General features: G+C 58.9%; 29 protein-coding genes and 3 pseudogenes. 21 read left to right on the top strand and 11 right to left on the bottom strand.

Annotation, left to right across the window (positions count from 1 at the left end):
* Positions 1-42 precede the first annotated feature (42 nt).
* Together EB231_RS32430 and EB231_RS32425 are read left to right on the top strand one after the other, a co-directional pair.
* On the top strand, positions 43-810 hold the full coding sequence (locus EB231_RS32430) for an SDR family NAD(P)-dependent oxidoreductase (RefSeq protein ID WP_172352390.1): 768 nt from the start codon (positions 43-45) through the stop codon (positions 808-810).
* Between the two features lie 8 nt (positions 811-818).
* Positions 819-1583 carry an SDR family NAD(P)-dependent oxidoreductase gene (locus EB231_RS32425; RefSeq protein ID WP_172352389.1) on the top strand — a complete coding sequence of 255 codons (765 nt, stop codon included), beginning with the start codon at positions 819-821 and terminating at the stop codon, positions 1581-1583.
* A 46-nt stretch (positions 1584-1629) separates the two neighbouring features.
* Here the strand turns inward: EB231_RS32425 and EB231_RS32420 are convergent, their stop codons facing one another.
* From EB231_RS32420 to EB231_RS32405, 4 genes are all read right to left on the bottom strand, one after another.
* Entirely contained in the window at positions 1630-2475 is an 846-nt protein-coding gene (locus EB231_RS32420) for an ABC transporter permease (protein ID WP_172352388.1), read from the bottom strand.
* Positions 2476-2506: 31 nt separating this feature from the next.
* The gene (locus EB231_RS32415; protein WP_172352387.1) at positions 2507-3655 is read right to left on the bottom strand and encodes a quaternary amine ABC transporter ATP-binding protein; all 1149 of its coding nucleotides are present in this window, start codon (positions 3653-3655) and stop codon (positions 2507-2509) included.
* Between the two features lie 154 nt (positions 3656-3809).
* A complete protein-coding gene (locus tag EB231_RS32410) occupies positions 3810-4364 on the bottom strand; it encodes a glycine betaine ABC transporter substrate-binding protein (protein ID WP_172352386.1) in 555 nt (184 codons plus the stop codon).
* Positions 4352-4675, bottom strand: a complete 324-nt coding sequence (locus EB231_RS32405) for a twin-arginine translocation signal domain-containing protein (protein ID WP_172352385.1) — start codon at positions 4673-4675, stop codon at positions 4352-4354. The genes EB231_RS32410 and EB231_RS32405 overlap by 13 nt, the downstream gene beginning before the upstream one ends.
* Positions 4676-5144: 469 nt before the next feature.
* Between EB231_RS32405 and EB231_RS32400 the strand changes: the two genes are divergently transcribed.
* From EB231_RS32400 to EB231_RS35770, 6 genes are all read left to right on the top strand, one after another.
* Positions 5145-6698, top strand: a complete 1554-nt coding sequence (locus EB231_RS32400; RefSeq protein WP_172353123.1) for a trimethylamine methyltransferase family protein — start codon at positions 5145-5147, stop codon at positions 6696-6698.
* An 8-nt stretch (positions 6699-6706) separates the two neighbouring features.
* Positions 6707-7816, top strand: a complete 1110-nt coding sequence (locus tag EB231_RS32395; RefSeq protein WP_172352384.1) for a mandelate racemase/muconate lactonizing enzyme family protein — start codon at positions 6707-6709, stop codon at positions 7814-7816.
* Positions 7817-7851: 35 nt separating this feature from the next.
* Positions 7852-8871: a GlxA family transcriptional regulator gene (locus tag EB231_RS32390; protein WP_172352383.1), complete on the top strand. Its 1020-nt coding sequence runs from the start codon at positions 7852-7854 to the stop codon at positions 8869-8871.
* A complete protein-coding gene (locus EB231_RS32385) occupies positions 8868-9104 on the top strand; it encodes a hypothetical protein (RefSeq protein WP_172352382.1) in 237 nt (78 codons plus the stop codon). The genes EB231_RS32390 and EB231_RS32385 overlap by 4 nt, the downstream gene beginning before the upstream one ends.
* A gap of 301 nt (positions 9105-9405) precedes the next feature.
* Positions 9406-10131: a helix-turn-helix transcriptional regulator gene (locus tag EB231_RS32380; RefSeq protein WP_445299334.1), complete on the top strand. Its 726-nt coding sequence runs from the start codon at positions 9406-9408 to the stop codon at positions 10129-10131.
* 192 nt (positions 10132-10323) lie between these two features.
* Entirely contained in the window at positions 10324-10749 is a 426-nt protein-coding gene (locus EB231_RS35770; RefSeq protein WP_172353122.1) for a DNA -binding domain-containing protein, read from the top strand.
* Positions 10750-10805: 56 nt separating this feature from the next.
* Here EB231_RS35770 and EB231_RS32370 read toward each other — a convergent pair whose 3' ends face one another.
* Positions 10806-11072 (bottom strand): DNA -binding domain-containing protein, encoded by a 267-nt coding sequence (locus EB231_RS32370; protein ID WP_172352380.1) that lies wholly within the window; start codon positions 11070-11072, stop codon positions 10806-10808.
* A gap of 112 nt (positions 11073-11184) precedes the next feature.
* Here EB231_RS32370 and EB231_RS32365 point away from each other — a divergent pair, with 112 nt between their 5' ends.
* Positions 11185-11403, top strand: coding sequence for a helix-turn-helix transcriptional regulator (locus EB231_RS32365; protein ID WP_172352379.1), 219 nt, complete (start codon positions 11185-11187; stop codon positions 11401-11403).
* A 189-nt stretch (positions 11404-11592) separates the two neighbouring features.
* Here EB231_RS32365 and EB231_RS35365 read toward each other — a convergent pair.
* The 5 genes and pseudogenes from EB231_RS35365 to EB231_RS32350 all read right to left on the bottom strand — a co-directional run.
* Positions 11593-11809 (bottom strand): annotated as a pseudogene (locus EB231_RS35365) (prolyl oligopeptidase family serine peptidase); the annotation flags it as partial.
* A 553-nt stretch (positions 11810-12362) separates the two neighbouring features.
* Positions 12363-12575 (bottom strand): annotated as a pseudogene (locus EB231_RS35765) (IS21 family transposase); the annotation flags it as partial.
* The gene (proB, locus tag EB231_RS32360) at positions 12506-13411 is read right to left on the bottom strand and encodes a glutamate 5-kinase (protein WP_246740812.1); all 906 of its coding nucleotides are present in this window, start codon (positions 13409-13411) and stop codon (positions 12506-12508) included. The pseudogene EB231_RS35765 and the gene proB, both read right to left, overlap by 70 nt.
* Before the next feature lie 326 nt (positions 13412-13737).
* Positions 13738-14199 carry an iron-sulfur cluster assembly scaffold protein gene (locus EB231_RS32355; RefSeq protein ID WP_172352378.1) on the bottom strand — a complete coding sequence of 154 codons (462 nt, stop codon included), beginning with the start codon at positions 14197-14199 and terminating at the stop codon, positions 13738-13740.
* A 26-nt stretch (positions 14200-14225) separates the two neighbouring features.
* Positions 14226-14546, bottom strand: a complete 321-nt coding sequence (locus EB231_RS32350) for a HesB/IscA family protein (RefSeq protein ID WP_019863364.1) — start codon at positions 14544-14546, stop codon at positions 14226-14228.
* Positions 14547-14999: 453 nt separating this feature from the next.
* Between EB231_RS32350 and EB231_RS32345 the strand changes: the two genes are divergently transcribed.
* The 10 genes and pseudogenes from EB231_RS32345 (at position 15000) to EB231_RS35575 (ending at position 22694) form a co-directional block, all read left to right on the top strand.
* Positions 15000-15170, top strand: coding sequence for a hypothetical protein (locus tag EB231_RS32345; protein ID WP_172352377.1), 171 nt, complete (start codon positions 15000-15002; stop codon positions 15168-15170).
* Between the two features lie 80 nt (positions 15171-15250).
* Entirely contained in the window at positions 15251-15883 is a 633-nt protein-coding gene (locus tag EB231_RS32340) for an acyl-homoserine-lactone synthase (RefSeq protein ID WP_172353120.1), read from the top strand.
* A 7-nt stretch (positions 15884-15890) separates the two neighbouring features.
* On the top strand, positions 15891-16136 hold the full coding sequence (locus tag EB231_RS32335; protein ID WP_172352376.1) for a transcriptional regulator domain-containing protein: 246 nt from the start codon (positions 15891-15893) through the stop codon (positions 16134-16136).
* Positions 16137-16200: 64 nt separating this feature from the next.
* Positions 16201-16686 carry a DUF2285 domain-containing protein gene (locus EB231_RS32330; protein WP_246740811.1) on the top strand — a complete coding sequence of 162 codons (486 nt, stop codon included), beginning with the start codon at positions 16201-16203 and terminating at the stop codon, positions 16684-16686.
* Positions 16687-16853: 167 nt separating this feature from the next.
* Positions 16854-17050, top strand: a pseudogene (locus EB231_RS32325) (helix-turn-helix domain-containing protein).
* Positions 17051-17675: 625 nt separating this feature from the next.
* Positions 17676-18020 (top strand): ArsR/SmtB family transcription factor, encoded by a 345-nt coding sequence (locus EB231_RS35760; RefSeq protein WP_172352373.1) that lies wholly within the window; start codon positions 17676-17678, stop codon positions 18018-18020.
* A 36-nt stretch (positions 18021-18056) separates the two neighbouring features.
* Positions 18057-19394, top strand: a complete 1338-nt coding sequence (gene glyA, locus EB231_RS32315) for a serine hydroxymethyltransferase (RefSeq protein WP_172352372.1) — start codon at positions 18057-18059, stop codon at positions 19392-19394.
* 58 nt (positions 19395-19452) lie between these two features.
* Positions 19453-20628 carry a methionine adenosyltransferase gene (metK, locus tag EB231_RS32310; RefSeq protein ID WP_172352371.1) on the top strand — a complete coding sequence of 392 codons (1176 nt, stop codon included), beginning with the start codon at positions 19453-19455 and terminating at the stop codon, positions 20626-20628.
* 100 nt (positions 20629-20728) lie between these two features.
* Positions 20729-21721, top strand: coding sequence for an adenosine kinase (locus EB231_RS32305; RefSeq protein WP_172352370.1), 993 nt, complete (start codon positions 20729-20731; stop codon positions 21719-21721).
* 304 nt (positions 21722-22025) lie between these two features.
* Entirely contained in the window at positions 22026-22694 is a 669-nt protein-coding gene (locus EB231_RS35575; RefSeq protein WP_281411424.1) for a cold-shock protein, read from the top strand.
* A 257-nt stretch (positions 22695-22951) separates the two neighbouring features.
* Here the strand turns inward: EB231_RS35575 and EB231_RS32295 are convergent, their stop codons facing one another.
* Positions 22952-23416 carry a MucR family transcriptional regulator gene (locus tag EB231_RS32295; protein ID WP_172352369.1) on the bottom strand — a complete coding sequence of 155 codons (465 nt, stop codon included), beginning with the start codon at positions 23414-23416 and terminating at the stop codon, positions 22952-22954.
* Between the two features lie 245 nt (positions 23417-23661).
* Here EB231_RS32295 and EB231_RS32290 point away from each other — a divergent pair, with 245 nt between their 5' ends.
* On the top strand, positions 23662-23964 hold the full coding sequence (locus tag EB231_RS32290) for a DUF982 domain-containing protein (RefSeq protein WP_044549105.1): 303 nt from the start codon (positions 23662-23664) through the stop codon (positions 23962-23964).
* A 271-nt stretch (positions 23965-24235) separates the two neighbouring features.
* Positions 24236-24484: a DUF982 domain-containing protein gene (locus tag EB231_RS32285; protein WP_172352368.1), complete on the top strand. Its 249-nt coding sequence runs from the start codon at positions 24236-24238 to the stop codon at positions 24482-24484.
* Positions 24485-24911 lie beyond the last annotated feature (427 nt).

The raw sequence follows: 24911 nt of genomic DNA, 5'->3' as shown, positions 1-24911 counted from the left end.
GATTATGAGCCGAACTTTCCCCGTCAAAGATAGGATTGAGCTATGACTGGCATTGAGAAGAAAACTGCGGTCATAACAGGCGCGGCGGGAGGCATCGGGCAAGCGATCGCCAGACAGTTCGTTGCGAACGGCTTTCGGGTGGTTGCGAGCGATGCGGATCAGGCTGGCCTGGACACGCTCGAGGCCGAACTCAACCGAACCGGGGAGAATGTCTGGGGCAAGGCCGGAGACCTCAGAAACAAGCCCTATTGCGAGGATCTGATCGAGTACTCCGTCCAGGCCACAGGGCGGCTGGACGTGCTCGTCAACAACGCCGGGATCATCACACGAGGAAACATTCTCGACACGACCGACGACGATTGGAAGAGGACATTCGAGATTAACCTGACGTCGATTTTCTATACCTGCCGGAAAGCCATAGGCCACATGAAGGCCCACGGCGGCGGCGCGATTGTAAACGTCGCATCCTGCTGGGGCCTTTATCCCGGGCCTGGGCACGCAGCGTATTGCACCAGCAAAGCAGCCGTCGCGGCGCTTTCCAAGTGTCTTGGCCGTGACCATGCAGGTGATGGGATACGGGTAAACGCGGTGTGCCCGAATGAAGTCAACACCCCGATGCTGCGTACCGGTTTTGCCCGGCGTGGCTTCAATCCGGACACAGCCATAGCGGAGCTCAACAACACCGTGCCGATAGGCCGGATCGCTGAGCCGGAAGACATAGCCGACGTGGTATTCTTCCTATGTTCCGACGCCGCACGCTACATCGCCGGCACGGCGGTCGAAGTGAACGGCGCCAAGCCCGTCTATTGAGGTTCTCCATGGCTGACAGACTCGCAGGCAAGATTGCAATCATCACCGGCGGTGGACGCGGGATCGGCGCTGGCATTACGCAGCGCTTTGTGGAGGAGGGGGCAAAGGTCGCCATCGTCCAGAGGAATCCGCCGGCTCACGCGTTGCTTGATGATCGAACCCTCTATGTGAAGGCGGATCTCGCGAATTCCGAACAAATTCGATCAGCTGTCGAAACTGTTGTCGAACGCCTTGGCGGCCTGGATATCCTGGTCAACAACGCTGGTATTATGTTCGAGAAGACGGTCGATGACATGACTGAGGCGGACTGGGACCAGATGATGGATATCAATCTCAAGGCTCCATTCCTGCTGACGAAGGCGGCAATGCCGCACCTCCGCAAAAGGACCGGTGCAAGCGTCGTCAACATCGGGTCGATCGAAGGCCTGGCGTCCAACCCTGGGCATCCTGCATATTCCGCCTCGAAAGCGGGCATTCACGGTTTCACCGCAGCAATAGCGATCGACCATGGGCATGAGGGCATCCGGTGCAATGCCATTGCGCCTGGTTGGATCAATTCGGACCTCAGCGAGATGTACCTCGACAGCATGCCCGACAGTACTCGTGTTCGCAAGGAACTTCTCGCGATGCATCCGGTAGGACGCCTGGGAGAACCGAGCGACGTCGGCAATCTCGCTGTCTGGCTTGCCTCAGAAGAAAGTGCTTTCGTAACCGGTCAGGTCTACGTCATCGATGGTGGGCGGACAAAGAAACTTCCGCTTCCAATCTCCTGAAACCTTTGCGAGAGCCGGATTTCTATCCCCGGCTCCCGCTTCGGTTTCAGGCCGTGGGATCAAGCTTCTCGCTAATTCGCCTGGTAATGCGATCGATAAGGATTGCCAGAACCACGACGGCAAGCCCTGCTTCGATGCCTCTCCCAACCTGCAGGCGAGAGATCGACCGAATGATTTCGTCGCCCAATCCACCAGCGCCGATCATGGATGCGATGATGACCATCGACAACGACATCATCACGCACTGATTGACGCCCGCCATAATCGAACGAAATGCCAGCGGCAATTTGATCATGAACAGCACGGCTAGTCGGCTCGCGCCGAAGGCCTCGCCGGCCTCGACCATTTCCGGCTCGACCATCTTGAGACCGTGGGCGGTTAGCCTGATCGGGAGCGGCATGGCGAAGAAGATCGTGGCAACAATGCCAGGGACGGTACCGACACCGAAGAAAAACACAGCTGGGACGAGCAGTACGAATGGGGGCATCGTCTGCATGAAGTCGAGGATTGGCTCGGCAACAGCATTCATGCGTTTGGATTCGGCGATGAGGATCCTAATAGGTATCCCGATGGCCAGCGCGGCAATTGCGGCTGTAAGTACTAGCGAAAGTGTCACCATCGCAGGAGCCCAAAGATTCATGGCGAAGATGAAGGCCAGTCCGCACCCGCTCAGAATAGCCAGCGAGAGCCTGCCGAGCAGGCCGCTGCCGACCACAAAGATCGTGATGATCAACCAGGCCGGTGCGCTCGTCAGGGTGGTTGCCAAGGGCTGCTGAATGCCCAGAATCACGGTTGAGATGAAGTCGAAAACAAATCCGAAGTGCGTTGAGAGGTAGTTGGTGAAGTCGTCGATCGAGGCGGCAACCGTGCCTGCAAACTCTGAAAAATCCATCATGGTCACCCGTTGGTTGCTTTCTGGTCGGCTATTGAACTGCGCGTTCGGCCGTGGGGGTCTCCCGAACTGCGTCGGCAGCCGGATTGAGTTTTTCCGCCTTGGATGTCGTGCCGCCTATTGACGAATGGGCTGCAAGCGCCTTGAGCACGGATTTGCTGGTTACGGTTCCAACCGGAGTTCCGTCGTCCTTAACCACGACCAAAGTGCGTTGTTCTTTGGACAGCTCGTCGAGATAAGGCGCAATGAGATCGTTGGGCGACAGTTTGATGAGGTCGTGGGAAAGATGCTTCGTCCATTCCGAATTCATCAGCTCTACGGGGGGGCGGACAGCGTCCATGACCTGGCCGGCCGAAAGCACCTTGAAGACATCGATGCCCCGCACGAAGTCCCTGACATAATCGTTGGCAGGGGACAGAACCACGTCCATGGGTCGCCCTTCCTGAACGACCTGCCCCTTGAGCAGAATGGCAATACGGTCGCCGATGGTTGCCGCCTCATTCGGATCGTGAGTCACGAACACGATCGTCTTGTTCAGCGTATTCTGAAGCCGAAGCAACTCCTGCTGCATTTCTTCTCGAATGAGAGGGTCCAGCGCGCTGAAGGGTTCGTCCATCAGCAGCACCGGCGTGTCCATCACCAGGGCGCGCGCAAGGCCCACGCGCTGCCGCATGCCACCACTCAGGTTTGATGGCTTGCGTTTGTCCCAACCGCTGAGGCCGACAAGCTCAAGGGCCTTGCCCGCGCGCTCCCACCTCTCCTTGCGGCCGATGCCGGCAATACGCAATCCGAACGCGACGTTATCGATAACCGACATGTGAGGCAGCAACGCGAAGTGCTGGAACACCATGCCGATCATCGTCGATCGTATATGGCGAAGTTCTTTCTTGTTGGCCTTGGTGATGTCCTGTCCGTTAACCAGGATCCGACCGGCTGTTGGGTCGATAAGTCGGTTGATGCAGCGAAGCATGGTCGACTTCCCGCTGCCTGACAAACCCATGATGACGAAGATCTTTCCAGCCTCGACCGTCATGTTGATATGGTTGAGAGCTACGAAACCGCCGCCTCCGTCAGGACCGATTGCGCCCGAACGCAATCCGTCCAGCTTAAGTTCGGGATTGTCGCCGTAGATCTTGTAGAGATCCTTAATTTCTATGGCTGGTTTTCGGTGCTCATGCAAGGCTCCCGCGCGCAAGAACAGATGGCGGTGCAGGGGACCGCGCCGACCCCTGCACCTGCACTCTTTGGGAGGATACGGGCTACCGGATCAGGCGAGCCACGGCTCGATCATGCCCCTGCCTTTCATTTCGCCGATCCACTTGGCAGCGGCATCTTCAGGCTTCATGCCTCCGTCGATCCAGCCCATGACCTTCGCTAACATCATTCGGGATACGGAACTTCGTCAGAAATGCCTGGGCCCTCGGAAAGTTGGATTCGAAGTCCTTTGTCGTGACGTGAAAGCAATAGTATGGCTCTGCCATCATCGTCCTTTTCGGGTCTTCGAGGTATCTCATCTTGAATTTGCTCCACATCGGGAGCGGCTCCCAGGTGGTAACCATGATCGCCTCGTTTCTGGAGTAAGCGCGCCTGAAGGCCGCTTCCATGGCAGCTTGGCTGCCCGGGACTAGGTAGAGCTTTAGAGCGTAAGCCTTCACCGTCGCGTCCGCAGCCTGCATCAGGCCAGAGCCGGCGTCGATGCCGATGATACCGCTCGGAAACTGGTCGGCGTGATCGTTGAGCTCCGCGATGCTCTTGATGTCCACATATTCCGGAACGGCAAGCCCTTGCGTCATCGGGCCTTCCGAAACGCCAGCGAGTTTGATGAAATCGGCGACTTTCTTTACATAGTCGGCCTGGCCGCCCTGGTAATCGCCCTTCAGCGGGCCCATCCCCTGCATATAGGAGTTCGAATAGAGGTCGGCTTCCCGGATTGAAGCGACGCATAGATCACGCCCGGCTCCGCCTGCAGCGGCTGGACCTTGTAGCCGAAATTGTCCTCGATGAGCTTTGCGCCGACATAGGTGATTGCAAGCGCGTCGGACCATGCTGCGAAGGCATAGACCAGCGGACGGGACGCCTCAGCCCTTGCGCCGGTCGTCAGACCAGTCATTGCCAACGCGGCGGCGCCGCCAGCTTTCAGGAAAGTTCTGCGGGACGTGCCCGTGCCGAGCATATCATTCAACAGATTTGTCTTTGGCATTCTAGTCCTCCTGCCGATACTCACCTGATACCTGGATGAGTCCGAGGTTGTCGTTTCTGTTTCCCTCGCTTGATCCATGTTTGGGCTTTCCTGCATGCCCCATGCCAAGCAAAAATTGCTAGCACGGAACGGCAGAGGCCTATCGGCGCAAAAAAGTAGCCTTCCGAATTGACTTAATTTCGGAGTGGGCCCGTCGCCCGCACCTCCGATTCTGCCTCGGGTGGAAGGTCAGTTCTGTCCGGGGTAATGGCTCTGGAACAAAACTGGATATGTGCTGTCGGGCGCCCTCGATAGCCCGCACCGAGCTGCCCTCGACGCTCCCTCGACGCGAGTCACCGATGAAGGGGCCCGACTGCCGCCGCGCTTTAGTCAACAGACGCGTGAGACTTTTGCACTAGGTCAAATCTTCGGACTCCGGCAATAGTTCCGGCCGGCTCACGCGGGCCGCAGCGTTTGTTTGGAGGCCGGCATGACTGCTCAGCTACAACTTTCTCGTAGAGGAGGGCGGGAAGCGCGGCGAACGATCCGCGCGGCGCCTAAGATCGACATGCTGCCGACGCTGAAGCGCGGCTTGCCCGTTGTGGAACCGATGGATGCCGAGCAGGTTGAGCGCATTCACGAGGCCTCGCTCGCGATTCTGGAAGAGGTGGGCGTGGTATTCCGCGACCCGATCGCGATCGAGGACTGGAAGAAGGCCGGCGCCGACGTGCGTGCGGATGACCGTGTTCATCTCGACCGCGGTCTGGTGATGGAGTTCATCAAGACCATCCCTCCCACGGTCGAATATTTCGCGCGGAATCCAGCGAAGAATGTCGAACTCGGCGGCGACAAATCTATCTTCGTGCCGATGACCGGCGCGCCTTACATGCGCGACCTCGACGACGTCAGGCGTGGCCCGACGATCGCGGACCTTGGGACCTTCCATAAGCTGGCGCACATGATGCCGGCATTGCATTCATCGGCGCACCATATCGTCGAACCAATGGACATTGTTGTCGCTCATCGGCACCTGCACATCACGTATTCGTCGATGAAGCACTCCGACAAGATATTCATGGGAATGACCACCTCGCCCAAGAATGCCGAGGACGTGCTCGACATGTGCGAAATCCTTTTTGGCGAGGACTTCCTCGAGAAGCATGCAGTAACCACCGGAAACTGCAACGGCAATTCGCCGCTCGTGTGGGACCAGGTCATGCTGGGTGGCATGCGTGCTTTCTGCCGGCGCAATCAGCCCGTGTTGTGCTCGCCCTTCGTTCTCGGCGGCGCGAACACGCCAGCGTCCACCGCGGCGGCCGTGGCGCAGCTCAATGCGGAGGCGCTTTCGGCACTCGCCTACACGCAGGTGGTGCGCAAAGGCTGCCCTGCGATCTACGGGCATTACCTGTCGACCGTGTCGATGCAGTCGGGGGCTCCGATGGCTGGAACGCCAGAGATATCCCTTATGAACTTCATGATCGGTCAGATGGCTCGCCGCTACAACGTCCCTTGGCGTACCTCGAACCTGCTCGGCGGCGCCAAGGTCTTCGATGCGCAAGCTGGCTATGAAAGTGCGATGACGATGATGGCCGTGCTGATGTCAGGCGCAAATTACATTTGGCATTCGGCTGGCTGGAATGAAGCCGGTATGCACTGCTCGATCGCAAAGTTCGTCGTCGACGCCGAAGTCTGCGCCATGGGCTATCGCATGACGCAAGGCATCCAGTGGGACGACTTCGATGAAGCCTTGGCTGCGGTTCGCGATGTCGGGCCTGGCGGCCATTACTTTGGACATCCGCATACACAGGCGAACTTCGAGAAGGCTTTCTTTATCCCGAAACTCTTCGACAATAACTCGATCGAGCAGTGGTACGCTGATGGCTCCAAGGACATCAAGCAACGCGCCCTCGAGCATGCGCGACGTCTTCTGGCCGAATATGAAGAACCTAAGCTCGACGTCACGAAGGACGAGGAATTGCGCGCGTATATCGACCGTCGCTCGCGGGAAATCCCCGCCGTCGACGCGCTCAACGAGGAATACTGAGCATCCTCATGCGCATTGACCAGATCAACGTCTATAGGGTCCTGCTGCCTGTCAGAGGCAGCACCTATCGAATGGCAAGCGACGACGTCGACGTGCTTGACAGCACCCTTGTCGAGGTTGTGACCGATGACGGGCTGACTGGCTGGGGCGAAACCTGCCCGATCGGGCCGGTTTATCAGCCGCATCACGCACTCGGCGCACGCGCGGCGATTGCCGAAATCGCACCGGGCCTCATCGGTTCTGAGATTGATTCGATCAGGCTTCTCGCCAAACACATGGACGAGCGCTTGAACGGGCATGGCTATGCCAAGGCAGCGTTCGACATAGCCTTCCTTGATCTTCTCGGCCAGCGGCTGGGAGTGCCGGTCTCGACACTGCTGGGCGGTGCGCTGACCGACCGTGTTCCGACCTACTATTCGCTTATCGTCGGCCCGCCAGAGGAGACGGCTCGGATTGCCGCCGAGAAGGTGAAGGCGGGGTATCTGCGGCTTCAGGTGAAGATCTCGGGAAAGGATCTCGAAGAGGATGCGACGACCGTCCATAAGGTTTGGGAGGCGGTCGGGTACAGGTCGCGCATCGCGGTAGACGGTAACAGGAGCCTCACGGTCGCTGCCGCCATTCATCTCGATCGGCTATGCCAGGCAATCCCCTTTGTTTTCGAGCAGCCCTGCAACACTATGGATGAGGTCGCCACTCTGAAGGGCAGGGTTACGCATCCGATCTATCTGGATGAGAACACCGAAGATCTGAATGCAGTGCTCCGGGCGATCTCCCTCGGCATAGCCGATGGCTTCGGCTTCAAGGTTACCCGTCTCGGCGGCCTCACCAAAATGGCGACAATGCGCGACCTTTGCGCCATCCGCTCGTTACCGCACAGCTGTGATGACGCATGGGGTGGCGACATAATCGCGGCAGCCTGCGTGCATTTAGCTTCCACCGTGGAGCCGCGCCGTTTTGAGGGCGCCTGGATCGCGCAGGAATATATCGAAGGACATTTCGATGCGAAGAATCCGATCGTCATCGAAAAGGGTCACATCGCCGTACCGCAGCTGCCAGGCCTCGGCATCAAACCGGCACCCGGCATGTTCGGTGAGGCCGTAGCCACGTACGGATCCTAGTGAACGCACCCGCCAACATCAGTGCAATAACGTCGTTGGCCACGCCGAAAATTTCGGCGGTGGCCGATCGACCGCTTGACTTGGTGGTTCTGGTGTTACCCGGGTTCTCGCATCTGGCGCTTCACGCCTATATCGAACCCTTTCGCATTGCCAACACGGTATCGAGGTTGCCGCTGTTTAGGTGGCGAATCGCGGGGCTTGACGATCGGCCAATCGAGGGCGCCAACGGCCTTTCGGTTGCCGTTGATGTCGCGATAGACGAGCTGGTTTTCGGCTCGGACGATCGCAGACCGAACCAGCTCGCTATCGTGACGGGCGAGCCGGTAGAACGGCAACTGACGCCTGAGCTGAACGGATTTCTGCGAACGATGGCGCGTCGCGGGATTCCGATATCAGCGGTTGGGACAGCAACATGGCTGCTTGCGCGGACGGGCCTTCTGGCAGGCACACGCTGCACCATACACTGGTCGCGGCTCGCTGCTTTCGCCGAGGTGTTCAACCAGCCCCGCATAAGCGATTCCTTGTTTGTCAAAGACGGCCAGTATTCAACTTGCGCAGGAGAACTGGCAGCCTTCGACCTGGCGATCGATCTGATCGGCAGCCATGCCGGCGGGTATATTGCACAAGAGGTCTGCCGCCACGCGACTGTCCAAGGTCAGCGCTCAGGATCAAACCGCCAGACCGGGCCATCGGGTCTAGCCTTTGCAGGTGTGAGCGACAAACTCCTGATGGCAATGCGGATCATGGAAGAAAATGTGGAGTTCCCGCTGGCAATGGACGAGGTCGCGCAACGGGCCGGAGTATCGCGGCGCCAGCTGGAACGCTTGTTCGCTTCCCATATCGGACTTCCGCCGGTGCGTCATTATCTCCGGATTCGCACAGACCATGCGAAGCGCCTGATCGAAGGCACGCGGATGCCCATCATCGACGTTGCCATGGCCTGCGGGTTCATGTCTGCTTCGCACTTCGCAAAGTGCTTCAGAGCCTTTAATGGAATGTCGCCGCAGCAGTGTCGAGCGATAGTGCCGGCTTGGGTTGGGGCCGGCTTAAGATGATAGCTTGGTATTTGAATTTGGCGGAAAACAGCGGCACCTCTATCCATGCCAATGTTGGAGTCGATCTGCCCACTGACAAACAGAAAGCGGCGCAACAAGAGCGGATCATAGCGCCAAAAGCGGCGAGGATGCGCCTCTCCGTTGTCCTCTTCTTCGTGCCGACCGACTTTCACGCGGCAACGACTGGATTGATGACGGCTTTGATGCCCCCCGACCATGGTGGCGCAGGATGACTTCTCACAATTGCATGATGCAGGGGCGGCGATGATTTCAATTCTTCCCATCCCACGAAGATTCTTCGATTGCACTATTGCGTGGGGAAGATGCCGTAGCGTCTCGGAGATGGCCGTTCGAAGAGTCCAGCGTAGCTGCAGTTGGCGATGACTGGTGCGAAGATAGTGGAAGCGTCGCGGCATTCTGTAAAGACGGTCAGCCCGGCCAATGCCCGCGAAAAAGGCCGCGGTTATGCGGGCCGGCTTATGGTGGCGGGCAGCAGACAGATGGAGGGATTGAGTCAGGATAATGACGAAGAACATGCCACCTATATTCGAGACATTTCTGGAACAGCTGTCGGAGAGTGTCGATGAGGCAGATTTCCGGGATGCCATGGCTCGCGCGGCCGCAGAACTTGATCTACTCACCTTTGCCTACCTGTCTTTACCCTCACAACCTTCCGGCAAACCCAGGTTGATCTCGAACTATCCATCTCGCTGGACCAAGCAGTATCTGCAAAACCGGTATGAGAAACTCGATCCTGTCGTCTTGCGCGCGCGGTTTGGCGGCTACCCGTTTCTATGGGGATCGGATTTGTGTGGCATCAAGATGTCGCCAGCTCAACAGCAGCTGATTGATGAGGCGGCCCAGTTCAGCATCCGCTGCGGTTTGACAATCCCGATTGTCGATCTTCGCGGCTGCATTGCCGCGATCACTTTTGCCGCTGATGAGCCCAATCCGGCATTTCTCCGGGTGGCTGAACGGTATGAACAAGCTCTTCAGCTCTTGGCGACCTGTTTTCACATTTGCGTTCGCCGCAAGCTGCCGGGTGACCGAACAGTGGATGGCATTTCGCTGACACCGCGCGAATATGAGTGCCTGCAGTGGGCCGCGCGCGGCAAGTCAGCCTGGGCTATCGGCCACATCTTGGGCATCAATCCGCGCACCGCCGCTTTCCATTTGGACAACGCTAAAAAGAAGCTCGGAGTGCGCACCCAAAATCAGGCCATAGCGCTGCTGGCCTCCTCACGGTCTTCAATTCTCTGAGAAACTGAATTCGTCTTTTGGGCCGCCTGCCAAGCGAAGGGGCTGTTTCGGCGGCGCATTCATCTCCGCGTCGACCTGAAGCTGAGAGCTGAGAGATGCTATTTCGCCGGCTCAACCAGGCGCGATGCAGCCGTATTCTGCTGTCCACGCAGGGGCTCATACATTTTGCCATGGTTGTAGAGCCGGTGCTTCATCCTCGGGGAGATCGTCGTTCGCCCTGGTATTTATGGAGAGGACCCGGGCGTCGAAGGCGCTGCCATACCAGGCGGACATCTCCAACTCGTCGTTTCCGGCGAAGGCTACTCGTACTGTCCGACTCTCTTACCGGCGCGACCTGGCCCACTCGGCAAAGGAGTATCGGCTGCGGGCGTTTGGAAAGGCTCAAATAATCTTACCGCGCGCGGACGAACTGCAAAAAACCGGTTTCCGTCGGAAGCGAGTTGTCGTCGTCTCCGGTTTATCCTCCAAGCACTCGACGGCTCCCCCTGCGGCTGTTCGCACCGGGAAATCGCCGAAGTGCTGCTCCGCGAGTTGCGGAGCCAGGTCGACCGGACATATATTCTCGCAATCATCTGGGAGACCCATTCGCCGCCACCGGGCGCGGCCACGCGCCCATGAATGGCGTGTACAGGGAGTCCCTTGCTTGGACGTAACGGAGCGTATGGCGCAATTCGTCAGCTGGCGAACAATTCCTTGTAGCCGCTCGTCACCATCCAGTTCGCACGGTCGAGATGACTGCGAAGAGCCATCCGCGCGCGCTCCGGTTCGCGTGCCGGATCAATGCCGAGGATCAGACGCGCCATTTCCTCTTCGCTGGCGTCGTCAACGGATGCGTCTAGGAGCCGCATATAGGTCGTGAAATGCTCTTTGTCGTAGGCCGTGAGGCTGTCCGACCAACGGACTTGGTCGGCAATCGGCGTGTTCGATTTAGGCTGTAGCATCGCTAGATTCTTTCTCCGGACAATGGCCTTCGCGAAGCCCCTCCGCCTGTTCAAAGTGGATTACATAATATAGTTGATAAACTCAAGCTGTCTAATCCGCTGGCTTGCGTGCATGGATATGCGCAGGTTGGTCGGACTGAATGTGCAGAGGATCAGGCTGAGGAAGCGTCTGACGCAGGAGCAGCTGGCCGAGATTTCCGGGTTCAGTCAGCAGTACATCAGCGGCTTGGAGAAAGGCCGAAGAAATCCGACTATCATCACGATCTATGAACTGGCATTGGCCCTCGGCGTTAGCCACACGGATTTGGTTCGGCCCGACAAACAGGCCTGACACACCGACTGCCAAAGCAATAGCTGCGCGCCCGCGCGCCTGACAGCGCGCGCCGGCTCCTCGTGAGCCAAAGTCCGCTCTTCTTCGGCAAGGTTCAGGGATCTTGGCCATTCCGTTTCGAGCTCCTGCCGCAGGAATGCCGGGGGGCAGCCTGTCGGCTACTACCGGCAAGTTGCCGAAAGCTGATCGACCGAACTCACCGCCTCGGATGTTCGCCACCACGCACGCGCCGCCGCCTTCGAGCCACAGCTGCCGATCCCGGAGTTGTAGTAGGCCAGGAGCGATAGGCCGAACCCGCCGTAGGCGGTGATATGAACCGGCGCATCCCCGTTGCCGTTCGCCGGGCCGACCTACGTATAGGGATCATCTCACCATCGGTTGAGACTGCCTCGTCGGGCGTTGACACTTGCGAGATGATCGCGCCCAGGTTGCTTGACAAGTACAACAGCCATTATGCCGACAAGTGCCTTCAAACTTTTGACGACCATCTGCTGACTTGGGGCTTGGGTGCCTGTGAAGAGTCAAGGTGAAGTCCAACCGAGTGAGCGGTAGACCAAGGGCCAGGCAGATTCGGATTTCGGTGGCTCGATGGGCGTCATGCGCATGGAGACGGGCGGCTCGATTGTAGCTGAACTAATCATCCGCGAACTCGGGCTGCCGCTGAATGGCGCGCGCCTGGAGATCGCCGCGCCCATCGCGGTATTTCCCGGCCATAACCATGCGCTGCTGAGATGCGCATGCAGCCCGGTCTCGATGTGGCAGCCTCCGTGCCTTAATGGGCAGGGCGGGGCGCGCTCGCGCGGATCTCATGGCCAATCCCGGTGTCGTGCTCGCCGGCCGGCGGATTGCGCCGCTCATCTGGCCCGTTTTGCACGCGCGACGCCATTACGACCGTCGGCAATAGCTGATGGAGTGCCGAAGGCCCCCATCGTCGCCATCCAGAACGCCGCGGCTCTTCGGACCACCGGATGGGTGAGGCGGACCTGGATAGTGCGGCCGATCAGCCAATGCGGAAGAAGGTCTGTCGACCTCGACGTGATAATAGGGATGCGCCTGGCCACTTCCATTTGACGTTATTCGAACGGTGCCACCGGCAACGGCCTCAAAGCTGCTCGGTCGATCTCCTCGAACAATTCGCGGCGTCGTTTGCCGACATGGCGCATCGGCCTGCTTTAGCGAGCGGAAGGAACCATGTTGATGGCCCACCATTCTCGATGGCAGCGAGCGGGTAAGATTTGTTACCGCTCGCAATGGCCATTTCACAGCCCGCGTCCATGGCTATCCTTGCTGCCATCAACTTTGTCACCATGCCACCCGAACTATGGCGGGCGCGGGAATGACCCGCCATGGCCTCTATCTCGGGCGTAATGCATCGCACCTCTGTAACCAGACGAGCCAACGGATTATCATGTGGGTCTTCCGTGAACAGACCATCTACGTTAGAAAGCAGAACGAGAACGTCAGCGTTTACCATCTGTGCGATCTGTGCCGCCAGCCGGTCGTTGTCGCCAAAACAGATTTCGGCCGTTGCAGTCGTGTCGTTCTCATTGATGATGGGTACGGCGCCAATTTTGAGAAGTTGCTGAAGGGTCGACCATGCATTATGGCGGCGATGCTGGTTCTCCATATCTTCACCGGTCAATAACATTTGGCCAACGGCGAAGCTGTGGCGCTTTAAACTCTGTTCGTAGGCAAGCATAAGTCGAACCTGACCAATCGCAGCCGCCGTTTGCTTCTCCTCAATTCGCAGCGATCTGCCCAAACCGTCGAATTGACCAGATCCAAGCGCGACAGCACCGGATGTGACGATGATCACCTGCTGCCCTCGTGCAAAAAGCCGGACGATATCCGCTATCAGCGTTTCAAGCCAGGCACTGCGTATATCGCCGGTTTCTTCATCGACAAGCAGTGCTGAGCCAATCTTGACAACCAGCCGATGAGCCGAAATCAATCGGACCGATGTTGTCGTTGCTGCCGTTGGGTGTCGCTGCAGTGACAGTGAAGACACGATTTCCACTCTCTTCTTGGCGATACAGTGAGCTGTGTGGCGTCACAAGGACAACCAGCGTCAGCTTCTATTGACGGATCTAGCTCGGAGTTGCGGCCACGCCCTAAATCTGGTAAGGAACCTATCACCCTCGCTTAAGAGACGCAGCAAAAGGTGGGAAATGCCCCACTGCACGTTTTGCAACTCGGTCCACCGTCGAGGCCCGATGCCGAAAACCCACTCTCCCGAACTCCACGCAGAATCAGGTTTCAGTGGGGGAAGGCTGCGGGGAAGGGTCTCTGGCTCCTCGAAGCCCATCATCACGAGAAATGGTTCGATCACGTCGCTCATGGCGATGATGCCTTGACGAGGACGAGGCGTGAGAATCCTGGTGTCTCCTCGAAAGCCTGCCTCACAGCACGGAAGAACTCGCTCATCAGCCGCAAGCCGCGCTCCAGGATGAGGCGGTCGAGCGATGAGGATGTCATGTGCGGCGGCATGGCGCCGAAAAAACCCGCTATATCCTGATCGGTGACCTGAAGGGCTTCATCGATGGTCTTGCCGACGATGAATTCGTTAAACGCCGAGGAAGCGGTTATGGCCGAGCCGCGGCCGAAGGTCTGGAACGTTGCGGCGGTGATCGTTTGCGTCTTACGGTCGAAACCCATCGTCAATTTAAGCCCATCGCCGCAGGCGACGGCGCCGACCTCCCCGGCCGCATTGGGGGTGTCCAAAGCGCCGACATTGTTCGGGTTGATGAAATAGACCTTGTCGCTGAAGAGGTAGACGTTGTCGGTGTTACCCCGCATGGCGCCGATCCTTGTCGTTCTGGCGGCTAGCCGAAGGACTTGCCGCAGGCGCATTTGTCCCGCGCGTTGGGATTGTCGAAGACAAAGCCCGAGGACTCCAGGTCCGTGACAAAGTCAACGGTCGTGCCGGCGAGATGGGGCTGGGAGTTTGCGTCGACGAACACCTTGACCCCGTCCGTCTCCATGATGGCATCTCCCTCCCGCGAGACGCTTTCCAGACCCATCAGGTATTTGAGGCCGGCGCAGCCGCCCGCCTCGACCTTGATGCGAAAGCCTTCCGCCGGTTCGTCGGCGCGGGAAAGCGCGGCCTTGACGGCGGCGACGGCGTTTTCAGTGAGTGTGATCATGGGACTATTTTCTTGCTAATGCATTCGCAAGTCGCGATGCATAGAGCGTGCCAGAGAGGAAGATTGGATTAAACACCGGGTTAGCGGATTTGACGCCCTGTCTCACATCCAACAATTGTCGGATGTCGGACAGAGTGAAACCTTGCGCACACAAGCGGCGTGGACACATCGATAGTGCGTCGCCTGAGCTAGCGTTTTTCGATCATATGAAATGTGGTCCGGGTGGCAACTCTTAGTCGTGCTGCGCTCCTAAAGCCGCGCCGTCGTCACCACACGGTACGGTGGCGAACACCGGGGTTGTCGACAACCGCATCGATCGCGCCTTCTCGAAGCAGCGCCGTCTGCGTCAGCTCGTGGGTGGCGAACACCACTTGCGTGCTCGGCCCGTGCCCTGTAGTACGGCCGCCACCTCGCGGGGCGACTGAGGCAGTGTAGATGCTGCGAAGCCGGAAGGTGGGCCAACGCACCGCCCAGGGGATCAGCGTAATCACCGCCACTGCGCACGGCCGCTTTCCATTTGGACATGCCAACTACAAGCTCGGTGTGCGCACCAAAAATCAGGTGGTGATGCTGGCGGGCCTCCTCACGATCATCAATTCTCTGAGAAACAGAATTCCTCTTTAATCTACCTGTGCAAATGCACAGGTAGTCGCGGCATGAAGGTTCGCCTCCAATGGCAGGGTCATACCTGCGAGAAGACCATCATGATTGAGCTTATTGCGCCCGGCTGGTACGGCGCCTTTGCCGAAGAACTTCACGAAATGCACCGCCTGCCCTACCGCGTCTTCAAGGAGCGGGTCGACTGGAACGTGCGCACGACCGGCGGCTTCGAGATTGATTTATTCGATTCCATAAAACCGCACTATCTATTGTTGCGCGATTCCGGCGGTCGCCTCGGGGGCGGCGTACGCCTTCTGCCCTCCACGGGGTCGACGATGTTGCGACATGTCTTTTCGAGGCCGTTGGAGGGGAGAACGGCACCCGAGGAACCGAGTGTCTGGGAAAGCAGCCGTTTCGCCCTTGATCTCCCGCCGTCTGCACCGAAGGGCAGTGGTAGTATTGCTGTTGCTACCTATGAACTCCTTGCTGGCATGGTCGAGTTCGGTTTGTCAGGGCAGCTCTCCCATATAGTCACGGTTACGGATTTGCGCATGGAGCGAATCCTGCGTCGCGCCGGATGGCCGCTGGCTCGGGTCGGGCAGCCCCAGACATTCGGCACCACGCGCGCCATTGCCGGCTTCTTGGATGTCTCAGAGGAGAGCCTTGCTACGGTCCGCCACAATGGCGGTCTTGGCGGTCCCGTGCTGTGGGCGCCGGTACTCTGCACGGGCGCCTGAAATGGTTATGATAGGTAATGACGCCGACTGGCCGGACTGGCAGGATGAGAAATCCTATCGCTACACCCAGCACCTGACGCGACGCGGCTGGGCTTGGGAATTTCTGCGGCGCGATCCGGCCTTCCAGCGTGACTTGGGGCACGCGCTTGAGCAGGCAGAATTTGCAGAAAGGTGGTTCGACGTAGAAGTGGTGAGATCGTCGCTCGATCTGACGCGGTGGGGGCTCCTGTTTTGCAAGCTCGTTGAGGTGTGATGCGGCAGTGTTCTGGTGCTCCCGCCAATGCCCTCATGTTCTGCCGGTCATTGCGGAAAAGGCATTGTCGCCCGAAACGCTTTCATTTGATCTCGCTACATTGCCATGTCGGGCCAAACTCGTGATCACGGCGGATGGTCGCCAACACGTCATGCTGCGGGATGCTCACCGGGACCTCCAGCTTGTCGTGGGGGGCGCGGATGTTTTGCGCCCTGTTCGGCTATCCGTCGACGCGATCTGGCTCGCCGATCGAACGAGGCAGCACCTGAATGCGCTCGAATGCCTCAATGCTCTTTACGCGACTGGACAGCTTCCCCACAGGCTGTTTCCGCCCGAAGCGCGCGCCGGCCGTCTGCGGTTTGTCCTCCAGGCGCTCGACGGCTCGCTAGGCGGGGCGTCGCACCGTGAAATCGCAACGGCCCTGTTGGGCCAACAACGCGTCCAGGCCGACTGGACGGATCCGCGCAACCACCTTCGCGATCGCATCCGCCGTGCCGTCTGGCGCGGTCAAATGCTCATGGATCGCGGCTATCGAGATTTCCTCGCCTGAAAGTAATTGGAATAGCTCACCTGGAGCCGGTCAGCGCGCAAACAGTTCTTCGTATCCAGTCGTAACCATCCAGTTTGCCCGATCGAGATGGCTGCGAACCGCCATTCGGGCGCAGATGATTCGAGCAAATCGATGACAATGGGGCCCGTGATCCGCTGACTCCGCGACTGGATATGCGCAAGCCAGTCGGACGAAATGCACGTAGGATCAGGGAGAGGCCGGCTTGACGCAGGAGCAGCTTGCCGAGATCTACGGCTTGAGCCAGCAGTACATCAGCGGGTTGGAGAAGGGCAAAGGAACCCCCACCATCGTCACGCTTTATGAACTGGCACCTCCGTGTCAGCCACATCGGTTTGGTGACTGACCAGGATTAAGCGCTATTTGGAAATGGCGCCGACCTGCGCGGACATTTCGAGCGCATCCGCCGTGTAGATGATGCTGCGCACACTCGGATAGGCGAAGAGGCACGACGTGCTGCCAGTCGCGCCGCCAGCTTCGAGTGATCGCCGGGTATCGCCGGCCCGGTCGCCGGCCTCGAAGTCCTCCAGACCCTCCGTGCCGGCTTGGCGTTCGCGCCACGGCAGATAGCGCTGAGCGTCGGCACGACGGCTTTGCGATTCTTCTGTGATACGAAATCAAGTAAATGGCGGATCAGGTGCACCATCAGGTTAGCGCTGTCGCCTGGGGAAAGGTGGCGCCGATCCCCTCCCGCTTCGCCAAGCAGTTCCAGCTTGCCGTCTTACCAGCACCCCGCCAATCTCGTTGCGTTCTTGTTTAGGCGTTGCAACAGATTCTTCAATGAAATTCATGGAATCTTTGCGACCGCAAATCGCTGTCAATGTTACGCTCACCACAACTTTCAAGTTCAGTGGCGGCAGAAACCTGGTGTCGTTTAATGTTCCGCCGCCGGACAGCATCTGCGGAGAGCGCGAAATGACAAAGCCGGCAGGACGAGGGTTCGGTTCTTCTATTTGGCGTCGTGCCGACCAATGAAGATACTTGTCGATCGCCTGATGACAGCAGCGCATCCTGATCGCCTTCGGATCCTGGGCCTTTGCGCACATGCCGACCTCACTGTCCGCGAACTGGCGGAGATTCTCGATCTTCGTCGGGAGCGCGTTGCGCGACACGTCCAGATGCTGGCCAGAGCTGACTTTCTTTGCCGCAATCGACAAGGTCCTTGGTGCTCATATCATCTCAATGCAGGAGGCAAGGACAGAGGGTTGGTTCAATTCCTGGTCGATCTCCTGCCCCACGACGATGGGTATCATAAGCGCGACCTGGAGCGGCTCGAGGCGGCACAAGACGCGTGGTCGAAGGGGACTGCTGCTTGATCGTGGAATAGATTAAGCCAATGGAGCGCGACTACCATGGACAACTCCGCTGACGCAGCCATCGCAGAGCCCGGCACATACGGACGGTCTTCCTTGATCCACGTCGATTGCCGCGTTCATGAACTGCTTCTAAGACAGGAACGGCAGGAACGGACAACGCTCAAACTCATCGCATCCGAGAACTTTGCCTCTTCGGCCGTCCTGGAAGCGACCGGCTCTATATTCACGAACAAGTATGCCGAAGGGTACCCGGGTGCGCGCTACTACGCGGGAAACGAGATCGTCGATGAGCTTGAGACCCTCGCGATCGAGCGCCTGAAAGCGCTCTTTGGCAGTGAGCACGCCAACGTCCAGCCTTATTCGGGCTCGCCAGCCAACCAGGCTGTCTATCGTGCGCTTTTGAGCCCCGGTGACAAAGTCATGGGCTTGCCTTTACCTGAAGGCGGCCATCTGACTCATGGTTGGTCCGTCAACTTTTCCGGCACTGATTATCAACGCGTCCCATATGGGCTGCACGAACAGACGCAGCAAATTGACTATGACCGCTTGCGCGAGACAGCCAGGCGGGAACGGCCGAAACTGATTTGGGTCGGCGGAACTGCCTATCCGCGCGCCTTTGACTACGCGGCCATGGCAGAAATCGCTCTGGAGGCGAACGCTTATCTCGTGGCCGACATCGCCCACATCAGCGGCCTGATTGTCGCTGGAGCGCATCCGAATCCCGTGGTTCATTGCGACGTCGTCACCAGCACATCTCACAAGTCGATCCGCGGCCCCCGTGGAGGCTTTATTTTGTCGAAGAATGAAGATCGTTATCAGGCGCTCTATCATCCCACGAGCAAACACAATCTCGCCAAACGGATTAATCGCGCGGTGTTTCCTCAACTGCAAGGTGGGCCGCACATGAATATCATCGCCGCGCTCGCTGTTGCTTTGCAGGAAGCCGCGACCCCGTCTTTCCGCACCTACGGTCATCAGATTGTCAGGAATGCCAAGGCTCTGGCCGAGGCGCTTCTGGATCGTGGTTATGATCTGGTCACCGGCGGGACTGACAATCACATGCTGATCCTTGATCTCCGGGACCGGCCGCTATCAGGCAAAGCGTATGCTGAGCGCCTGGCAAGGGCAGGCATCATTGCGAACTTCAACATGGTGCCGGGCGACCCGCGCGACCCGACGGTCACAAGCGGGATCCGCTTGGGGTCGCCGGCGGTGACGTCCATGGGCATGCGTGAAGGGGAAATGGTGCAGATCGCCGCTTTCATTGATCTGGTCTGTCGCCAGCCCGAGGACCCAGATGTTCATGCCAACGTGCGAAGAGACGTTGCCGACTTCTGCGCTACGTTCGATGTTCCCGGCATCAGCGACCGGTAAGGCCGCCCCAATCCCGAAACTCCCACCTAACTCCAAAAACTTGAAGCGAGGACATTCCATGACCAGGCAGTTCGTGTTCTCTTCTGAATCCGTCGGCGCGGGACACCCCGACAAGATGGCAGACAACATCTCCGATGCCGTCCTCGATGCCATCCTCCGCACCGACCCGAAGGCGCGCGTCGCCTGTGAAACGTTGGTGAAGACAGGGATGGTCGTTCTGGCTGGCGAGATCACCAGCCACGCGGAGGTCGATTACACTCAAGTTGCCCGCGATACGATCCTCGATATTGGCTACGACGACGATGCTATCGGCTTTGACGGTCGACGTTGCGCCGTCATTCTGGCTCTCACCGAGCAGTCGCCCGACATAAGCCAGGGCGTTGATGAAGGACGAGGGCAGGATCTCGAGCAGGGGGCGGGGGATCAGGGCCTCATGTTTGGATTCGCATGCAACGAGACGGATACATTGATGCCCTTGCCGATCCAACTCGCTCATCATTTGACGAAAAGACAGGCTGAGGTCCGGAAAACGGGACAGCTTGGCTGGCTGCGTCCGGATGTGAAATCTCAAGTGTCCGTACGCTACGAGGGTCTTCGCCCGGTGGCGCTGGATACCATAGTCCTGTCGACGCAGCATGACGAGGCGGTCTCCCAAGAAACAGTCCGCGAAGGCGTCATTGAGGAGATCATAAAACCGGTCCTGCCTACCCACCTGGATACTTCGGGGATCAGATTTCTGGTCAACCCGACAGGGCGGTTCGTGGTCGGTGGGCCTGCTGGCGACTGCGGCCTCACTGGACGTAAGATCATCGTCGATACCTACGGTGGAACGGGGCGTCACGGCGGCGGCGCCTTTTCGGGCAAGGACCCATCTAAGGTTGACCGCTCGGCCGCCTATGCGGCGCGGTATGTCGCAAAGAATATCGTTGCCAGCGGACTTGCGGAGGTCTGCGAGGTTCAGCTTGCCTACGCGATCGGCGTGGCCAGTCCGGTTTCTGTGATGGTCAACACCTTCGGAACCGCAAGAATCGAGGAAAAAAGGATCGAGAGCCTTGTTCTTGAGCTTTTCGATCTCCGACCGAAAGGAATCATCAAGATGCTTGATCTCTTGCGCCCGATATACCGCAAGACGGCGACATACGGACACTTCGGCCGTGAAGAGCCTGAGTTCACCTGGGAGAAGACGGACAGAGCCGACGACTTGCTGCGTGAAGCAGGACCGGCAGCTGCGTGAGGGCCGCTGGATCAAGCGCATGCGGCAATCCTTTTCAACTCGCTAGACGCGCGCCTGGCCGGCATAGCAGAAAGCCGGTGGGTAGTTGGCGGAGACATTGATGCCGGATTATGACGTGCTTTGCATCGGCAATGCCATTGTCGACATCATCGCCCAATGCGACGAGGACTTCCTCGAGACCAACGGCATCATCAAGGGCGCGATGAACCTCATCGACACCCAGCGCGCCGAACTGCTCTACAGCCGCATGGGCCCGGCGATCGAGGCGTCCGGCGGCAGCGCCGGCAACACGGCGGCCGGCGTCGCCAGCTTCGGCGGCCGTGCCGCCTTCTTCGGCAAGGTCTCCAACGATGCGCTGGGCGAAATCTACGCCCATGACATTCATGCGCAGGGTGTCGCCTTCGACACAAAGCCGCTTACGGGCGAGCCGCCGACCGCGCGCTCGATGATCTTCGTCACGCCCGACGGCGAACGCTCGATGAACACCTATCTCGGCGCCTGCGTCGAACTCGGGCCGGAGGACGTCGAGGCCGACAAGGCATCCGGCGCCAAGGTCACCTATTTCGAGGGCTATCTGTGGGATCCGCCGCGCGCCAAGGAGGCGATCCGGCAGACGGCGAAGCTCGCACACGAGGCCGGACGCGAAGTGTCGATGACGTTGTCAGACTCGTTCTGCGTCGACCGCTACCGCGACGAGTTCCTCGACCTGCTGCGCTCGGGCACGGTCGACATCGTCTTTGCCAACAGCCACGAGATCAAATCGCTCTATCAGACATCGTCCTTCGACAAGGCGCTGGCGCAGATCCGCAGGGATTGCCGGATCGCCGCCGTGACCCGCTCGGAAAAAGGCTCGGTCATCGTGCGCGGCGACGAGACCGTGGTCGTCCAGGCAACCGCGATCAAGGAACTGGTCGACACGACAGGCGCCGGCGACCTCTATGCCGCCGGTTTCCTGCATGGCTACACGCAAGGCCGCGACCTCAAGGCCTGCGGCGATCTCGGCTCGCTGGCGGCCGGCTTGGTGATCCAGCAGATCGGCCCAAGGCCGAGGCAGAATTTACGCCGCGAAGCCGAGCAGGCGGGGTTCATCTAGCGGGACGACTCAACGACAAGCTGCTCGTCTCCCTCCTGCAGGCTGTGCGGGTAAATTGCGCGTAAATCGAAATGTCGGATGCGCATCCGCGTGAGGCGGCAGCCCGGGGCGTGTCACGATCGAAACGGTTGATCGCGGTGCCGCCCTTCAGCGCGACCCTTTTGCCGTGCGATATGGGGAACGCGTTCGGATCAGCAGGTCGACCTGTGGCATATATTGCTCACCCGCCATCATCGACCTCGTGTGGCAACAGGTCGGGATCGTGATGCGATCGAGCGGGTAAGCGGCCAACTGGTGAATTGACATGAACGCATCGCCCATTGAGATTATCCTGCCGGGAGCGCAGTGCGTTGTTCAAGCCAGTCGGACGATCGTGGGCAAATATAAGGACCATCGTGAGCCACGCCGGCATCGTCATGACGATGACCCGGTTTCTTTTGCGGAACGGCCTTCCGAGCCAAGCTACTTTCAGCGTTCGTCGACCCTAGCCGCATCCGCTGTCGACGCCGAAGTGATGTGGTTCAACACCAGCAAGGGTTTTGGCTTTGTCAAACTGCCGGAGGGCACCCAGGCCTATCTGCACATCCGGGTGCTGGAGGCGGCCGGGAGCCGCGGTGTTTCCGAGGGAACGCGTCTCAAGGTCACAACGGAAGAAAGTCCAAGAGGTCATCAGGTCGCGCAAGTGCTGGAGGTAGGCGGTCAGACCGCGAAACCTCAGGTGCATACGCGTTGCGCTGGAGAGTCCACCGCCGGGACGAGCGCCCAGTTGGAGAGCGAGGCCACGGTCAAATGGTACAATCCCCAAAAGGGCTTCGGCTTCATTGCACCTGAAAACGGTGAGAAGGACATCTTCGTTCATGCCACCGCGCTGACCCGCTCAGGACTCAGCATGCTGATGGAGGGTCAGAAGGTGTTTGTCCAATGCGGGCAGGGCAAGAAAGGCCTGGAAGTTCGGAGCATTCGCCTCGCTTAGAGCCAAATGCGTTGGCCTACCGAAATCGCGCCTCAGACAAAGAAAAAGCCCGCTACCGGGAGGAGGTGGCAGCGGGCTCGATTTAGAACGAGACGCGGGAGGAGGTGCGCCCCATTCAGCGTCGGGGCCACATCTGGGAGGAGTAGATGGCCGACACCATGATCATACCGATCGCCGCGGATATTGCAACGCACAAATTTTATCTCGCGACTGCGAAATAGTGCCTGATCCGCTTAGCCCATCCTGAAAAAGTGCGGTCAGGCTGCCGCTTTCTTGCGGGCACGCTTGGCAGGTGCCGGCGTTTCCGGTTCCTTCGGCTTGCGGCCCAGACCCATGGTCTTGGCCAATGCCGAGCGCGCCGCAGCGTAGTTCGGCGCCACCATGGGATAGTCCGCCGGCAGCTCCCATTTCGCGCGATATTCGTCGGGTGTAAGGCCATAGTGGGTCGCCAGGTGACGCTTGAGCGACTTGAACTTCTTACCGTCCTCAAGGCTGACAATGTAATCGGGTGTAACCGATTTTCTGATCGGTACGGCAGGCTTGAGAGCTTCCGACTTTTCTGGTGCGGCACCACCAGCAGTGGCTTTCAATGCGATGTGGACCTGGCCGATCAGCCCAGGCAGTTCACTGACGGGAACCGGATTGTTCGAAACATAGGCTGAGACGACGTGGGCGGTGAGTTCGATGAGGTTGTCGGCTTTGCTCTCGGTTTCTTCGGTCATGAAAACGCTCCTGCGGAATTAGAGTAGCCGGGTAAGAATCATCTCGTAGCTTAATAGTGACGACCGCGTTTGATGGCAACCAAAGCCATTGCATGATGTGTTGGCGGATCGCTGCACGCCCGGTCGCCGTCACGGATCTTCCGCTTGAACCGTCATCGCCCTGACAACACATTGTGCCATGGTCGCCGTGTCGATGCGGGCGCATCTTCATGCAAATTGGCTATTTGGAAAGTTGGGAGAAACCAATGAACGCTGAGGCTTTCAGCAGCCCCCTTTTTGTGAAGCGCGCAACGCACATCATCCAAGAGATTGCCGGCCTTGCGGATGCAATCGATTTTCTCAATGAATGGCCGGAAGATCGCAGAGACATGATCCACGAAGCCGCCCTGAGGGCATGCTACGATGCGTACGATGGGCGCAAGCCGGTAAGCACGGCGCGCAATGCCTTTTTCGGCTTTGCGAAGCGGGTCGCCATCTTGGAAGATTCAACCTCCGCGATGCAGTGGATCGCCGCCTGCAGATCGGGCAGTGGAAAAGTGCAGGTGTAGACATCGACGACATGTTTGAGACTGGCGAGGCGCGTCAAACAGTGCACTATGTCCAGGTTTCACAGCTAGACCACGCGAATGAGAAGCAGTTCCTCACCATCGACTGCACAACCGCAGATCGCACGCAAGCTGACCATGGCCGGACGCGCCTCATGGCGATCGCTTGCCCGCCAATGGCCAGGCTCAATGGCGCAGGTGCAGCGGTCGCGTTTGGCTGAGTTAAGAAATGCGACCCGGGCTGTTTGCCGCGTAGTGGCTGTGGAGGAGGGGGATGACCGGGTTGATCAGATTTGAGAGGCCAGTCGTTGTTCAGGTTAGCCGCCGCAGCTCGGAGCGTATCGTGTTCGACGTCAACGACGCGGCCGCTATCTTGCTGCGGGATCTGCATCATGAGACCGATAAACGCAAGATAGCGATGGACACCTGTCTGCAGGTGTTACGCGGTAAGACCCATCCACCAGCCGCTAGACGAGCTTTCGTCGCAGCTGCGCTCGAAGCACGCATTTTGCGCAGCGATTGAGATTTAGGACGCCGCTCATGAATCTCGGCCATCTGCGCGTCGCGATTGGGCGCGGTCCGATCACGCCAGGAGCAAGCCAACCCCGCACTTTCCGCGATGGCTTTCCTGGTCCGGCGCCGGATCTTCACCATCAAAACACAAGGGGTCCGCCAGCCAGCTGCGGCCGCTCGGCTTCGCCGTCGCGGTGATGGTGATTGCAGCCAGAGGCAGACGGAGCCATCGAGCGGGAATTGGCCCGGTGCAGATGGCAGAGCGTCGATGCCGCCTCAATAGTCTCCAGAAGTGCCGTTTGAACCTTCCCCAGCTTAGCCCTGTATCCGGTTTCCCGGAACACGCTCCGCAGACCGGCGCCGCGTGATCGCCGATGCCTCTCCCGATGGTCGGGAACGGGGTTTCGGCGATCAAGGTCGGGGAGACGATAGTGATA

Source organism: Mesorhizobium sp. NZP2298 (assembly GCF_013170825.1).
Lineage (GTDB): Bacteria > Pseudomonadota > Alphaproteobacteria > Rhizobiales > Rhizobiaceae > Mesorhizobium.
This window is presented reverse-complemented; position numbering and strand designations above follow the sequence as displayed.